The organism is Acinetobacter endophylla (genome assembly GCF_053543775.1).
This window is the reverse complement of the sequence record NZ_JBLVOM010000078.1, coordinates 1-14,466: the sequence shown is the minus strand read 5'-3', so window position 1 is coordinate 14,466 and position 14,466 is coordinate 1. Positions and strand designations below refer to the sequence as shown.

Genomic DNA, 14,466 nt, shown 5'->3' with positions numbered 1-14,466 from the left:
GCTTTAACACAACGCGGTTGGCTGGATGTACCTTCACATGAGTGGATTTACCAGTACATTTATGAAGATAAATCAAAAGGCGGTAAACTCCACCTACATTTAAGGCATCAGAAGAAATATCGAAAACGAGGTTACAAAAACACGGATCGTAGGGGGCAAATCATTGATAAAACAAGTATTCATTGCCGAGACCAGGTCATTGATCAACGACAACGTTTAGGAGATTTCGAAGGTGACACTGTAATTGGTAAACATCATAAAGGTGCTTTATTAACTCTCGTTGATCGAAAGAGCCTGTACGTACATATTGTTCATTTAGGGCCAACGAGAGCATCCTCTCAAACGATTACTTGTGCATTAGATCGTTTACGGATGAGCCATGCTTATAGTGTTACTTTTGATAATGGTAAGGAATTTGCCGAACACAAAAGAATCACTGATGCCGGCATAGATACGTATTTTGCTGATCCTTACAAGTCTATTCAACGAGCAAGGAATGAAAATACGAATGGTTTAATCCGGCAATATCTGCCAAAATCATCATCGTTTGATGACGTGTCAAACGAACAAATAGAGCAGATAGAATTTGCACTCAACCATCGTCCTAGAAAAACACTAGGTTGGTATACGCCTAGTGAAGTTATGGCTGGTTTTTATACTGTTGCACTTGCCGCTTGAATCCGCCATATTTAAACTTTAGATTCAAGTGACAAATAGAAAGTGGTTCAGTTAGTCTCTGATTTTGTATAAATTATAATCAAGCAAGCTAGACCTGATTCATGGTAAAATAATCGGCTTTCATCTTTGATCTTATTTTTAGATCTCCTATCATCTGCCAGCCGAGAATTGCTAGCCATGTCTACTGCTTATACCATGCAGACTGCGCCAAAAGCGTTGTTTGATTACGACAAATATTGGGCGTCTTGTTTTGACCCTGCGCCATTTTTGCCGATGTCACGCGAGGAAATGGATCAACTCGGCTGGGACAGCTGTGATTTTATTTTAGTTTGTGGAGATGCTTATATCGATCATCCATCTTTCTGTTCAGGCATTATTGGCCGTACCCTGGAAGCACAAGGCTTCCGTGTCGGTATTATTGCACAGCCAGACTGGACCAGCGTGGATGCGTTCCGCGTTTTGGGTAAACCAAATATTGCCTGGGGTGTAACAGCAGGGAATATGGATTCCATGATCAACCGTTATACGGCTGACCGTAAAATCCGTTCTGATGATGCCTATTCACCAGACAATCAGCCAAACAAACGTCCAGACCGTGCGGCAACTGTGTATTGCCAGCGTGTTCGTGAAGCTTATCCGGATGTACCAGTATTGCTCGGCGGTATTGAAGCGTCGTTACGTCGTATTGCACATTATGATTACTGGTCAGACAAAGTCCGTCGTTCAGTCTTGATGGATTCAAAAGCCGATCTTTTAATGTACGGTAATGGCGAACGCTCAATCACTGAAATCATGCATCGCTTGGCGCGTGGCGAGAAAATTCACGAGATTACTGATGTTCGCGGTACAGCGTTTATTGTGAATAAACACAACCGCGCCTCTAAAGCCAAGTTTGTGGAAATTGCATCGAATGATGTCGATGCCATTGGCCGTGTTGATCCAATTATTAACCCGTATGTCATGACTGAAGATATCGAGGGTTGTGAGATTGAACAAGGCAAGGATTCTAGCCAGTACCAAGGTTTTCAAAAAGAACATGTCGCTAACCCGATTGTGCGAGCAGGGGATGACTTAGATCCTGATACACAAATTGTGCAACTGCAACCGGCTTCTAAAGCGATTAAACATAAGTTACCGCCGCGCGAATTGGCCGTAATTCGTTTGCCTGCTTTTGAAGAAGTGGCTGCAGATCCAGTGCTCTACGCACATGCCAACCGTATTCTGCATCTGGAAACCAATCCGGGGAATGCGCGTGCCATGGTGCAAAAGCATGGTGAACGTGATGTCTGGTTGAATGCACCGCCAATTCCGTTGACTACCGAAGAAATGGACTATGTGTTTGACCTGCCTTATGCACGTCTGCCGCATCCTGCTTATGGCAATGCACGTTTCCCGGCATTCGACATGATCAAGTTCTCTGTGAATATCATGCGTGGCTGTTTCGGTGGTTGTACCTTCTGTTCAATTACGGAACATGAAGGTCGTATTATTCAGAACCGTTCTGAAGAATCGATTCTGCGTGAAGTGGAAAAAATCCGTGATACCGCACCGGGCTTCACGGGTATTATCTCGGACTTGGGTGGCCCAACAGCCAATATGTATCGTTTGGCCTGTAAAGATCCTGAGATTGAAAAGAACTGTCGTAAACCGTCATGTGTATTCCCGGGCGTTTGTCAGAATTTGCATACGGATCATGCTCCATTGACGCAGTTATACCGTAAAGCGCGTTCTTTACCAGGCATTAAAAAGATTCTGATTGGTTCAGGCCTACGTTATGACCTTGCGGTTTTAAACCCTGAATATGTCAAAGAACTTGTCACCCATCATGTCGGTGGTTACTTAAAAATTGCGCCTGAACATACCGAAAAAGGCCCACTCAATAAAATGATGAAGCCGGGTATTGGGACTTATGACCGCTTCAAGCAAATGTTTGATCGTTATAGTAAGGAAGCAGGCAAGGAACAATACTTAATTCCTTACTTCATCGCGGCGCATCCGGGAACTACCGATTACGACATGATGAATTTGGCGATTTGGTTGAAGAAGAATGGTTTCCGTGCCGATCAGGTACAGACCTTCTATCCTTCACCAATGGCGACTGCAACTACCATGTACTACACTGGTAAAAACCCGCTGGCGAAAGTGGCGCGTTATACTGAAAATGTCGACATTGTGAAAGGTGAGAAGCGTCGTCGTTTGCACAAAGCTTTCTTGCGTTATCATGATTCAAACAACTGGCCGTTATTGCGTGAAGCCCTGAAAGAAATGGGTCGTCAGGATTTGATTGGTAACTCGAAACAGCATTTGATTCCGACTTATCAGCCTGTAGGCAGTGCAGACGGTCAGTATCAATCGGCGCGTAAGAAAAACTCGACGGTTGCAGGTGATTCGCAAAAACGTACCGGTGAGCAAGGTAATCGTAGCAAGGCTGCACAAGCTCAGTCACGTCCTTCAAATACCAAGAAACGTCCTGAACGTGGTCAAATTCTGACCCAGCACACTGGTTTACCACCACGTGAAACAGGCGATGCCAAAAAACCGTTTGGTGGGCCAAAGCCTAAAGCGAAGTCCAAATCACGTGCATAATTAAGTTAATAAAAAAGACACTTCGGTGTCTTTTTTTAGCTCTTGGGTAAAGTAACGTAGCCTGAGCTTGTTCGGTGAAAGTGTAAAAGAATATATTATTTGGACTAAGTTCTTTAAAAAAGTGATATAAAAATAACACTTTGTCGGAATTGTCCTACAGTTGGGCAGATATGTATTGCGATCAATTCCATGGATGTTTTAGAGTGCATTATCAGTACTTTAAATCCACTTTCATTGGCATCTAGAGAGATGTCACTTTAGGTAACACAGAATCGAGTTTTGATACTGGTTGTATGGGTATTTAAACAGATTGGTTGTTAGCTCTATTTAAAATAAAGCGTGGGTTTATACTGCACAACAATAAAACAAAAATGATTATAAGAATGCAAGGATTTAGGCATGACCACCTATATTATGATTGGGAGTTTCCTGCTCTTCTGTGTCGTGCTCATGGCATGGAAAAAGCTCGGAAATAATTCCAAACCACAAGACAGCGCGTTAAAGCAGCGTGCTATTTTTAACCTGAATGAGCAATTGACCTTCACTCGCCTGAGAGAAGTATTACCTGAATACATTATTCTGGCACATGTTTCCTATGATGCCTTAATGACGACTAAATTTAACCGGACTCGACATAAGTACCGCAACCTGACTGCAGATTTTGTAATTCTGGATCAGCAGCACCAGATTCTAGCCGTGGTGGGAGTAGATGACCCATTAATTTTGAAGCGTCCCCAGCAGACGGGTTTTCAGGATGCATTACTAACCATGGCAGGTTATCGGGTAATTCGTTACGATGATGTGCCAGAATATTATCAGTTGCGCCAGGACTTCTTGCAGGAGCAAGCGCAAATGCAGAAAATGCCCAAATATACAGTTAGCAATGATCTGAAAAAATATTATTTATATTCGGATTTAGAGCGCAGTAAAATCAAAGCAGTCGGTTAAAACAAAAAGGCATGCCAGAAGCATGCTTTTTTTATGAATATCGATCTTGAAACATTATTCCGGTTTAACCGCCACGACAGTCAGTTCGACCAATACCCGTGGATCATAGAGTTTTGCTTCGACACAGGTACGAGGCAGGGCTTCGATATCAGCGACCCAGGCATCCCAGACTTCATTGAAGGCTGCATAATCTTTTTCAATGTCTTTCAAATAGATAGTTACCGACATGATGTGACTTTTGTCGGTACCGGCATCTGTCAGAAACTGGTCAATAATATCTAAAGTCTGTTGGGTTTGCCCTTTAATATCCAGTTCAACATCTGTGGCCAGCTGGCCGGCAAGATGTACCAGATTACCGGCAATAGCAATTTCCGAAAAGCGTTTCGATACGTGTAAACGTTCAACTGTCATGTTGTTCATCCTGAGTTTTGGGCATCAGGGCTGCGACCAATGCAGTCAGCAGACAACCCACCGCCAGATAGATGGCTACATAATGCCATGAACCATCCGCCCAAATCACCAGTGCCGCTGCAATAAATGGGGTAAAACCCCCACCAATGATACTCGCCACCTGATAACCAACTCCGGCACCGCTGTAGCGGTATTCTGTGCCAAACAAGGAGGTGAAAATCGGTTGATGGACACTAACCACCATATCGTGTGCGATGTTCGCCAGTAAAATTGCCCCGACGATAATCATCCAGGTGTTTTGTGCATCGAGTGCCATAAAGAAGGGAAAGGCTGAAAGCGCACCAATCAAACCACCCCAGACACACATTTTCTGATGATTGAATTTATCCGCCAGCCAGGCAAAAAATGGAATACTGAAACAGCTAATAGCTCCGACCATCAGGGTGATATTCAGAAAGAACTGTTTATCCATGCCCAGATTACTGGTCGAATAGTTCAGGGCAAAGTTGGTAACCAGATACATGGTCAGCAATTCGGTTAGACGTAAGGCAATGATATAAAAGAAAGCTTTAGGATGTTTGCTAATGGCCTGCAAGATCGGCAGCTTTTCTGGCTGATGGTCTGCTTTCACCACCTTTTCTACAAACTCTTGCGATTCATCCTGATCACGGCGGATCCACATTGCCACAGCTAACAGTACGATGCTGGCCAGAAAGGGAATACGCCATGCCCACTCGGCAAAGGCTTCTTCACCCAGTGTCGCAATAATAATCGACACTGCACCGGTCGCCAGAACCAAACCGACGCCGTAACCGACCTGAACGCCACTGCTATAAAAGGCTTTTTTACCCTTGGGTGCATTTTCAACTGCCATCAGAGCTGCGCCGCCCCATTCACCACCGACAGCAAAGCCTTGTAAGGCACGGCAAAACACCAGCAGTACCGGAGCCCACCAGCCAATTGCTTCAAAATTTGGCAGCAGACCAATCCCGACCGTGGAAATTCCCATCAGGATTACCGTAAGTACCAGCATTTTTTTACGGCCGAGCTTGTCACCAAAGTGACCAAATACCACACCACCTAAAGGACGAAACAGGAAGCCGACCCCAAAGGTGGCCAGTGCCGCCAAGGTGCCCATGTTCTCGCCAATACTGGGGAAAAACTGATCTTTAAAAATTAAGGCTGCAACAATGCCATAAAGGAGAAAATCATACCAATCGACAACAGCACCAACAAAACTAGACAGCGCAGCTTTACGTGCGCGTTGTTCTTGAACAACAGAAGAATTTACAGAAGACATGCAGGAGGGGATTCCATGAGTTACATCAGAGTTGCCCTGCAATATTCGGATTTGATCGTCACGCTAATCACAGGACAGCATGCTGAAAGTAAAGGTGATTTTCAGCATCTCAGCACATACATGGATAATGCATTGCGCAGATAGAGTACTCTAAAAAATCAAAATGTAAAAACAAAGTTGCCGTATTTTTAAACTGATGCCTAAAACGTGATCAAAAAAGGTTTAGAGCAGTAATAACTGGGTTTCAGTCTCAGGGACGCTGAGCTGATACACGCCGACGCCGATCAGCCGAAATTGCATCTGCGGGGCAATATGCAGGTCGTCGAGCAGTAAGTTCAAGGCTTGGGCTAATTCCTGTGGACTACGCAGCACCTGTTTAAAACTTTTACTGTGTTGCATCACCTGAAAGTTCTTGAGTTTTAATTTGACCGTAACGCCGCGAGCCGAAAGCTGTTTCTTTTGCAGGCTTTGCCATACTTGTCCAAGTAAAGGTTCCCAATAGGGGCGACATTGGTTTAGATGCAGGTCATCATCAAAAGTGGTTTCTTTGGAAATTTGCTGGCGTTCCCGTTCCACTTCGACCGGTCGTTCATCAATGCCTTGAGCATACAAAAATAGCCGCCGACCATATTTGCCAAAATGTTGAATCAGTAAGGCTTCATCGATTTGCTGTAAATCACCTAAAGTTTCTAGATTCAGACTTTTCAGTTTTTCCTGAGTGACTTTTCCCACACCAGGAATTTTTTTCAGCGGCAGATTCTGGATAAATCCCTGAACTTGTGACGGCTTAATCACACAGATGCCATTCGGTTTATGCCAGTCCGAAGCAATTTTAGCGAGAAACTTGTTGGGTGCCACACCGGCAGACGCGGTTAATCCCGTGGCTTGAAAAATATCCTCGCGAATTCGCATAGCGACTTCGGTGGCACTGGGAATTTGCTGTAAATTCTCCGTGACATCCAGAAAGGCTTCATCCAGAGACAGGGGCTCAATCAGGGAAGTATATTGCTGGAAGATCTGATGAATCTGTGCCGATACCTGCCGGTATTTGGCAAAATCCGGCTCAATCACGATGACCTGAGGACACAGTTTGCGCGCCTGTCCCATGGACATGGCAGAACGTAGGCCATAAATCCGTGCCGGATAGGAGGCAGCCGCGACCACCGCCCGAGGATGATGCGAGGCTATCACCACAGGTAAGTCTTTCAGTTCTGGACGTTCACGCAGCTCTACCGAGGCATAAAACGCATCCATATCAATATGAATAATTTTGCGCATGTTCGCTATCTTAAGGGGCTTTAATCGGATTGGGAAGCGACGGCTGCGTTGAGTAAATAGGGCTGCGGTCCGCTGAGTAGAACGACTTTTGTCCCTTGTGCTTCAGCAGCTTGAATCAGAAGTTGCAAACTTTTTGGAGTATCATCGGCAAGACGGGGTAAAAATTGCAGGGGCTGCTTTAAAGGCTGAAAAAAATCATCCCAATGCACCGGAATCACCACTTTGGGCTTGAGCAGGTTCAGGGTTTCAGCCAGATATTGTTGCTGATAGGCAGAAGATTGTCTGGAAAGCTGGGCGATGCCTAAAAACAGGGTGTCGACTTTCAGATGCTGCAATTGCTCTAGAATAAATCCGGTACTGGCCTTGACCAGAATTTTATGTCCCGCATGCTCAATCAGGTAATCGAAACTGCCACCTTCCTTAAATTCGGAAAATTTAGCCGGAAGAGTTAAAGGCCGCAGCAGCTCTTCGCCTAAATCATCATTTATCGCTGTGGGCGGGGTATGTTGTGAGGGAATTGCCGTGGTCTAGAAATGTCCCCATTGCTGTACTTGCCCAGGCTTAATCGGCTGTAATTGCTGTGGAGTAACTTTGGGATTTGCCCGGGCGATATTCAGGGTGCTCGGCGAACCGACCACAGCAGTTTCGGGAAGCATCTCTAGTAAAGCCGGGACATCCAGAACATGATCATAATGCGAGTGACTGACCAGAATGGCTTGGGTTCGGCTCAATTCATGGCATTGTACCAGTTGTTCTAAGAGCAGCTTATCACTTTGAATAGGTCGAGTAATTACTTGCCGCAAAGATGGCCGGCTAAAGAAACCATCGATCAGGATCTGATCGTGGCCATCATCGAGTAACAGGGTGGACACACCAAAAAATTTGACTGTAAGCCCGTGAACGGATATACCGGTTTGCGGCTGGCCACGCTTTAAAGTCACTAACCTTGCCCGAAGCTTGCAACAGATAAGCCAGCATACCCGAGATGAGTAGGAGTAGAATCACCAGACCGAGTAAAATGCCTTTTATCCATTTCAATCTTTTTATTTCCTTGTTGTTTTTTTTTATCAAGAACTTGTTTTCAAACGATCAGCTTTATCTCGCTTGATTCTCAGATGAAGGTATTACAATCTCATTCTTCTTGAGAAAATCATCCCATTGCTGTTCTGAGCCATAAAAAACATTCAGGTCTACTGGTGTGGTAATGCCGGAAATTTTACCCTGACTGGTATGTTGCCAAAACATCCATTTAGGCTGGTTTTTTAGATCAGGCAGACCCTTATACTCACGTACCCAGAGCGGTACATCAGGAAAATATCCTGTCAGTACAATATTATAAAAAGCTTTAGAAATATAGAAAATCGGCTGCTTGCCATAATGCTTTTTCAGGACATCATGCATCACCTGAATTTCGTTTAAAAGCTGCTCTTTAGAATAGGTATTGATACAGTTGCTGTCATATTCCAAATCAATCACTGGCGGTAAGGCATCCGGTTTATTGGGGACGGAGTCAATAAAGTTCTGGGCCTGAATGCTGCCATCGCGGCAGAGGCGGTAGAAATGATAGGCACCGACCAGAAAGCCGCGTTCCCGGGCCTTGAGCCAGTTTTCCTGAAATTTGGTATCTTTAAAGTCGCCGCCTTCAGTGGCTTTCAGATAAACAAATCGGTATTTTTCAGGCGAAATCTGCTGCCACTGAATCTCTTTTTGATGATGCGATACATCAAAACCCTGGATTGGGTAATCGGCCGCATGGGCAGAGGGTGCTTTCATCAGGCAGAGATAGACCATGGAGCTAGCGATCACAGTGATCAGCACGCCAAGCCCAATCAAGAGCGATTTATTAACTCTGTTCGGAGCCTGATTTTTTTGCATCTTCAGTCCTTGCCTATATGTGATTTAGCCTAAAACTTACAATCAGCCCAAAGTGAATATAGCGCATCAAACCGGGGTATTTTTAGGAATATGCCAGAAAATATAGGCCGCAATAATATTGATACAGCCTAAACAGATCAATGACACATGAAAAGCAGCCACCAGATTGTCGGCGCCGTAATAGGTACTCAGCATGTTCACTAATGTCCCTGCCAGTGCCACCCCGATACTCATCGACAGCATCATGATCATCGACAGGAAACTGTTGCCGCTACTGGCATCCTGCTGGCTCAAGTCCTTTAAAGTCAGGGTGTTCATGGAAACGAATTGCAGTGAATTTAATATGCCGAAGATAAAGAAATGAATCGCACGGAGCCAGATTGGGGTTTCCGCCGTGGTCAGGGCAAAACTGGCAATACATAGACCTACCAGTAAGGTATTGACCAGCAAGACCCGACGGTAGCCAAAACGCTGAATGATGTTGCGGATAATCGGTTTGGAGGCCAGCGAACCAAGCACAGTCGGAATCATCAATAAACCGGTAATAAAAGGTTCGAAACCGAAAGCCACCTGCAACATCAGCGGCAGTAAAAACGGAATCGAGTTACCGCCGAGACGGGCAAAGAAATTACCCAAAATACCAATCGCATAAATTTTATTTTTAAACAGCCGGCTGCGAAACAGGGCATTGCTATGCGTATGCGAATGATAGGCATAAACCAGGGTGGCCAATAAACCGGCTAGAATCAGGCTCAGGCTCCACCACAGCGAGTTTTGTGGACTGGCAAAATTTTCAATTCCCAGACAGAGACCCACCATGGCCACGACCAGCAAGATAAAGCCCCAATAATCAAAGCGAGCGACTGCAGGTTCAAGCACATTCGGCATGGCCTTAAAGGTAATCAGCGCGCCCAGCAAGCCAATCGGCAGATTGATCAGGAAAATCCAGTGCCAGGACAGATATTCCACCATCCAGCCACCTAAGGTCGGGCCAATCAAAGGACCAATCAGACCGGCCAGACTCATCAGGCTCATGGCGGCCAGAAACTGGGTACGGGGAATGATCTTTAGCATCGCCAAACGGCCGACCGGCAGCAATAATGCACCACCGATCCCTTGAAAGATCCGGTACACCAACAATTCGTTCAGGCTACTTGACCAGGCACAGCCCAAAGAAGCCAAAGAGAAAATAATAATCGCAGCAAAATAGGTATTTCTGACCCCGAAACGGTCAGCTAGCCAGCCACTTAAGGGAATGCAGGCCGCTACAGACAGTACATAAGCGACAACCACACTGTGCATGCGTAGCGGATCTTCCTGCAAATTTTGGGCAATTGCAGGTAGGGCGGTATTAATAATGGTGGTATCCAGCCCCTGCATGAAAAAGCCAATCGAGACCAACAAGACCAGTAGTCTGAACTCGGGATCTAAGGCTTGATGCGTAGGCGTGGCATTCATAATTCTGGAAAACTGAAAATTTTGAATAGTTTAAAGGAATCAGCCGAGTCTGTCGTATATAAAGCGTTTCAACTTTTATGCGGTGTTGTGTCAAGGAACTGCAACCGATCTGTCATGGCACTGTAATGCTCTGGTTATAAATTGGTCACGAATTCTTCATGATAGATCAACAAAAAAATGAAATTAAAATTAAAGTCTTTGATAGTGGCCATGCTGGCTGTGGGGATGGTGGCATGTGGAAGTGAGAATGAAAATGAAACACCGGTTCCAATCGTCGAGGCTACACCGAACTCGATCGAGTTAAGCAAATTGTCGGCTTATGAATCGGGTGTGTTTGCGCAAAGTGCAGCAGAAATTCCAGCCTTTGATGCCGAGAGTCAACGCCTATTCGTGGTCAATGCCAAAGAAGGCGTATTAGATGTGCTGGATTTAAGTCAGCCTGATCAGCCGAAAAAAATAAGTTCCATCAAGGTCGATGACATTGCGCCAGAGGCTGAGGTCAACAGTGTCGCAGTACATAATGGCATCGTCGCCATTGCGATTCAGGCTGCTGTGAAAACTGACCCGGGCTATATTGCTTTATATCAGGCCAAAGACCTGAGCAAGTTGGCCCACGTACAGGTGGGTGCCTTGCCGGACATGCTGACTTTCACACCGGATGGTCAAACTTTGCTGGTGGCCAATGAAGGCGAGCCTTCTGATGATTATCAGGTCGATCCAGAAGGTTCAGTGTCTGTCATTAGTCTGGCCAATTTAAAAGCCCCGATCGTTCGTACAGCAGACTTTAAGGCCTTTAATGGATGGGAAGCAGCATTGCGTGAACAGGGCATCCGCATTTTCGGACCAAAGGCCAGCACAGCTCAGGATTTTGAACCTGAGTACATCACTGTTTCAAAAGATGGAAAAACCGCCTGGGTTGCCTTACAAGAAAACAATGCCTTGGCCAAAATTGATGTGGCTTCTGCCAACGTACTCGCTGTTTATCCATTTGGCTTCAAAGATCATGGCATGAAGGGTCATGGCATGGATGTCAGCGATGCGGATGGTGTCGACGGTAAAGGCAAAATCAATATTCAAACTTGGGCCAATGTACGTGGCTTATATATGCCAGATGCGATTGCAAGTTTTGAGGTCGCCGGCAAAACCTATATTGTGTCTGCCAATGAAGGCGATGCCCGTGCCTGGGTTGAAAACAATCCTGCATATTTCAATAACGATACCAGCCAGGGCTTTGTAGAAGAATGGCGGGTGAAACACTTGGTGCATGCTAAAGGCTTTGACCGCCGTCTGGGTGATGATTTACCAGCTCATCTTCGGGTATTGGCCAAAGGTGCAGAACTCAATCCAACTAACTTTGCCTACTGCGGTGCTATTGTAGGGGATGCCAAAGACTGCCGTGAAGATCATCTGTTGGGCCGTTTAAATATTACGTGGACCGAAGGCTATCAAAAAAATGCCGATGGTACAGCCAAACTGAATGAACGGGGCAATCTGGTCTATGATCATTTATATAGCTTTGGTACACGCTCGGTCAGTATCTGGGTGGAAAATGATCAGCAGACCGGTTTAGAACTGGTATGGGATTCGGGCGATCAGTTTGAGCAGTATATTGCCAAACATCATCCTGAGATTTTCAACTTTAATCATGAAGAAGCCGGACTGGATAATCGCAGTGACAATAAAGGGCCGGAACCTGAAGGGGTGACCTTGGGGCAGATTGGTCAAAAAACCTTTGCCTTTATTGGGCTGGAGCGTGTCGGTGGCATCATGGTCTATGATGTGTCTACACCTGCATCACCAATCTTCGTGCAATATATTAATTCACGTGATTTTAAAGCAACCACAGCGCAGATTGAAATGGGACAAGCCGGTGATTTAGGACCGGAAGGTTTGGTATTTATCCCCGCCAAAGACTCCCCGAATAAGAAACCACTCTTGGTGGTCGGCCATGAAGTCAGTGGCAGCACCACGATTTATCAATTAAATCTCAAGTAACCAAAAGCTTTTAGACTCAGGGCACTTCGGTGCTCTTTTTTGTAAGGTGACCGCATATATGACATTTTTGTCATTAAAATGAAATAAAACCGTCATAATCTTGGGCCAACTTTTCAGCAATGCTGAAATCTCCTCGCGTATAGGTTTGTTTTTATGACAATCGAGATTTTGATGGTGATCGGCTTTTGTTTAGCCGCTTACTCTATTGTCGGAAATGATGTACCTCAAACCCTTGGGACATTTATTTCTTCGAATTCACATCGCCCATGGTGGGTGTTGTGGATTTATATCAGCTCAATTTTAATTGTCGTATTGGTCTATGGTTGGTATGCATCTGGGGTGGGTGATGCCTCATACGGTCGTTTAGAAACGATTCCTTTCCCTGAAGGTGGTATTACCTGGCTGTATATTGTGCCGCCAATTCTCCTGTTACTACTAACCAGATACGGGATTCCAGTCAGTACCACCTTCCTGGTGCTTACGATTTTCTCTCCTGCCAGCTTAGGCTCGATGATGGTCAAATCGATGATGGGCTACGCCGTGGCCTTTATTGTGGCGATTGTCATCTATCGTTTTGTGGTCAAGCAGCTGGCACGCCATTTTGCCAAGACACGTCATCAGGAGCATTCCAAGGTCTGGATGGGCTTGCAATGGGTCTCTACCGGTTTCCTGTGGAGCCAATGGCTGATTCAGGATCTGGCTAACATCTTCGTGTATGTGCCACGTCAGGTGCCGTTTGAATTCCTGATGTTTGCGATTACGGTATTCGTAGTCTTGCTGGGTGTGATTCTGTATCAACGTGGCGGGGCTATCCAAAACATTGTCGACACCAAAACCGGTGTGACCGACATTCGTGCTGCAACGATTATCGACTTCATGTATGCCATTATCCTGTTAGTTTTTAAAGAGTGGAGCAACATTCCAATGAGTACCACCTGGGTATTCCTGGGATTACTCGCAGGTCGTGAATTTGCCATGTCGATGATTCTGGATGAAGTCAACAAACATCGTACTTCACGTAATGTCAGTGCAGATGCCATGAAACTGATGTTCGGTCTGGCCATGTCGGTCATTCTGGCAACAACTTTGCCGATGTTTTATGACTTTGTGACGAATTATGGTCAATAAGTCCTGATATTAAAAATCCAATAAAAAAGCGAGCCAGGTGCCACTGCTGTCCCACAATTTTTACAAGAGGAAGCTCATTTAAGCTTCCTCTTGTTTGATGGGGACTTTATCGGGTGAAAATAACGCTTTTAAGGTTTTTATTTCAAATAAATTCACTTGAATTATTCTGAGTAAGCGCTGAACTGTCCAGCCTTTTTTCCCTAAATGTTGAGCGAAACTTACCAGTAAATAGGCGATCATCGCAATCCAGATTTGCGTCTGAATGGCGTTCTTGCTTCGGCCTAAAAAGGCTTTTAATTTCAGGTTCTGTTTAATCGCTTTAAAGAACAATTCAACTTTCCAGCGGTCTTTGTAAATCGCTGCAATGGTAGAGGCAGCTAGATGAAAGTTATTGCTGAGAAAGCTAAAGTGCTTGCCACTTTGCTGATCTCTATATTCAATTCTTCTTAATACGGGGGCTTTTCTTTTTAGGGCATGTGCGCTATTTAGCTGAATGGTTTCATCTTTTAGAATGCCTTTGGATTCAAGCACTGGATGTTGCTGGATCACCTGATACACCGATTTAGGTCTAAAACGTGTCACAAAGCTAACGTTTTGAGCGCTTAGATTCGCATACCATTGATAATCGACATAGCCTTTATCAAAGACCACAATGCTGCCAGCGGGAAACTGGAATTTTCGGCCTTGTAACATGTCATTTTCTTTACCATTTTCAACTGCAATAAACTCAGGAATATCATTGCTGTGATTCAATCCTATGCTGAGTTTCATGCTGGCTTTTGAGTCGTGAACTTTGGCCCATTCACATA

Annotated in this window: 12 protein-coding genes and 1 pseudogene; 6 read left to right on the top strand and 7 right to left on the bottom strand. The window is 45.1% G+C overall.

Annotation, left to right across the window (positions count from 1 at the left end; translation table 11 throughout):
• The 3 genes from ACNPNW_RS05140 to ACNPNW_RS05130 all read left to right on the top strand — a co-directional run.
• Positions 1-678, top strand: a 678-nt coding sequence (locus ACNPNW_RS05140) for an IS30 family transposase (RefSeq protein ID WP_411691960.1), incomplete at its 5' end; no start/stop codon positions are given.
• Positions 679-855: 177 nt separating this feature from the next.
• On the top strand, positions 856-3,264 hold the full coding sequence (locus ACNPNW_RS05135) for a YgiQ family radical SAM protein (protein WP_448766636.1): 2,409 nt from the start codon (positions 856-858) through the stop codon (positions 3,262-3,264).
• 399 nt (positions 3,265-3,663) lie between these two features.
• Positions 3,664-4,212, top strand: coding sequence for a DUF2726 domain-containing protein (locus ACNPNW_RS05130; RefSeq protein ID WP_004732580.1), 549 nt, complete (start codon positions 3,664-3,666; stop codon positions 4,210-4,212).
• A 54-nt stretch (positions 4,213-4,266) separates the two neighbouring features.
• Here the strand turns inward: ACNPNW_RS05130 and ACNPNW_RS05125 are convergent, their stop codons facing one another.
• Complete coding sequence (locus ACNPNW_RS05125) at positions 4,267-4,623, bottom strand: RidA family protein (RefSeq protein WP_004732579.1); 357 nt, start codon at positions 4,621-4,623, stop codon at positions 4,267-4,269.
• Entirely contained in the window at positions 4,613-5,923 is a 1,311-nt protein-coding gene (gene shiA / locus ACNPNW_RS05120; protein ID WP_004732577.1) for a shikimate transporter, read from the bottom strand. The genes ACNPNW_RS05125 and shiA overlap by 11 nt, the downstream gene beginning before the upstream one ends.
• A 15-nt stretch (positions 5,924-5,938) precedes the next feature.
• On the opposite strand from shiA, the gene ACNPNW_RS05115 reads away from it, so the two are divergent.
• The gene (locus ACNPNW_RS05115) at positions 5,939-6,067 is read left to right on the top strand and encodes a hypothetical protein (RefSeq protein ID WP_004732574.1); all 129 of its coding nucleotides are present in this window, start codon (positions 5,939-5,941) and stop codon (positions 6,065-6,067) included.
• Between the two features lie 78 nt (positions 6,068-6,145).
• On the opposite strand, the gene dinB is transcribed toward ACNPNW_RS05115, so the two are convergent.
• The 4 genes and pseudogenes from dinB to ACNPNW_RS05095 form a co-directional block, all read right to left on the bottom strand.
• Positions 6,146-7,201, bottom strand: a complete 1,056-nt coding sequence (gene dinB, locus ACNPNW_RS05110) for a DNA polymerase IV (RefSeq protein WP_448766635.1) — start codon at positions 7,199-7,201, stop codon at positions 6,146-6,148.
• A gap of 20 nt (positions 7,202-7,221) precedes the next feature.
• Positions 7,222-8,239, bottom strand: a pseudogene (locus tag ACNPNW_RS05105) (MBL fold metallo-hydrolase).
• 57 nt (positions 8,240-8,296) lie between these two features.
• Positions 8,297-9,076, bottom strand: coding sequence for a glycoside hydrolase family 25 protein (locus ACNPNW_RS05100; protein ID WP_448766634.1), 780 nt, complete (start codon positions 9,074-9,076; stop codon positions 8,297-8,299).
• A 66-nt stretch (positions 9,077-9,142) separates the two neighbouring features.
• Positions 9,143-10,534 (bottom strand): multidrug transporter subunit MdtD, encoded by a 1,392-nt coding sequence (locus tag ACNPNW_RS05095; protein ID WP_448766633.1) that lies wholly within the window; start codon positions 10,532-10,534, stop codon positions 9,143-9,145.
• A gap of 177 nt (positions 10,535-10,711) precedes the next feature.
• Here ACNPNW_RS05095 and ACNPNW_RS05090 point away from each other — a divergent pair, with 177 nt between their 5' ends.
• Both ACNPNW_RS05090 and ACNPNW_RS05085 read left to right on the top strand, forming a co-directional pair.
• Positions 10,712-12,529: a choice-of-anchor I family protein gene (locus tag ACNPNW_RS05090; RefSeq protein ID WP_448766632.1), complete on the top strand. Its 1,818-nt coding sequence runs from the start codon at positions 10,712-10,714 to the stop codon at positions 12,527-12,529.
• Between the two features lie 153 nt (positions 12,530-12,682).
• A complete protein-coding gene (locus tag ACNPNW_RS05085) occupies positions 12,683-13,657 on the top strand; it encodes a hypothetical protein (RefSeq protein WP_005248449.1) in 975 nt (324 codons plus the stop codon).
• 78 nt (positions 13,658-13,735) lie between these two features.
• On the opposite strand, the gene ACNPNW_RS05080 is transcribed toward ACNPNW_RS05085, so the two are convergent.
• Positions 13,736-14,466, bottom strand: a 731-nt coding sequence (locus ACNPNW_RS05080; RefSeq protein WP_448766631.1) for an IS4 family transposase, incomplete at its 5' end; no start/stop codon positions are given.

What these genes read in the sequence shown, in the direction of transcription:
- ACNPNW_RS05100 (WP_448766634.1), bottom strand. Translation starts at nt 9,076, where the DNA reads ATGCAAAAAAATCAGGCTCCGAACAGAGTTAATAAATCGCTCTTGATT.
- ACNPNW_RS05135 (WP_448766636.1), top strand. Translation starts at nt 856, where the DNA reads ATGTCTACTGCTTATACCATGCAGACTGCGCCAAAAGCGTTGTTTGAT.
- ACNPNW_RS05085 (WP_005248449.1), top strand. Translation starts at nt 12,683, where the DNA reads ATGACAATCGAGATTTTGATGGTGATCGGCTTTTGTTTAGCCGCTTAC.
- shiA (WP_004732577.1), bottom strand. Translation starts at nt 5,923, where the DNA reads ATGTCTTCTGTAAATTCTTCTGTTGTTCAAGAACAACGCGCACGTAAA.
- dinB (WP_448766635.1), bottom strand. Translation starts at nt 7,201, where the DNA reads ATGCGCAAAATTATTCATATTGATATGGATGCGTTTTATGCCTCGGTA.
- ACNPNW_RS05115 (WP_004732574.1), top strand. Translation starts at nt 5,939, where the DNA reads ATGAGTTACATCAGAGTTGCCCTGCAATATTCGGATTTGATCGTCACG.
- ACNPNW_RS05125 (WP_004732579.1), bottom strand. Translation starts at nt 4,623, where the DNA reads ATGACAGTTGAACGTTTACACGTATCGAAACGCTTTTCGGAAATTGCT.
- ACNPNW_RS05090 (WP_448766632.1), top strand. Translation starts at nt 10,712, where the DNA reads ATGAAATTAAAATTAAAGTCTTTGATAGTGGCCATGCTGGCTGTGGGG.
- ACNPNW_RS05130 (WP_004732580.1), top strand. Translation starts at nt 3,664, where the DNA reads ATGACCACCTATATTATGATTGGGAGTTTCCTGCTCTTCTGTGTCGTG.
- ACNPNW_RS05095 (WP_448766633.1), bottom strand. Translation starts at nt 10,534, where the DNA reads ATGAATGCCACGCCTACGCATCAAGCCTTAGATCCCGAGTTCAGACTA.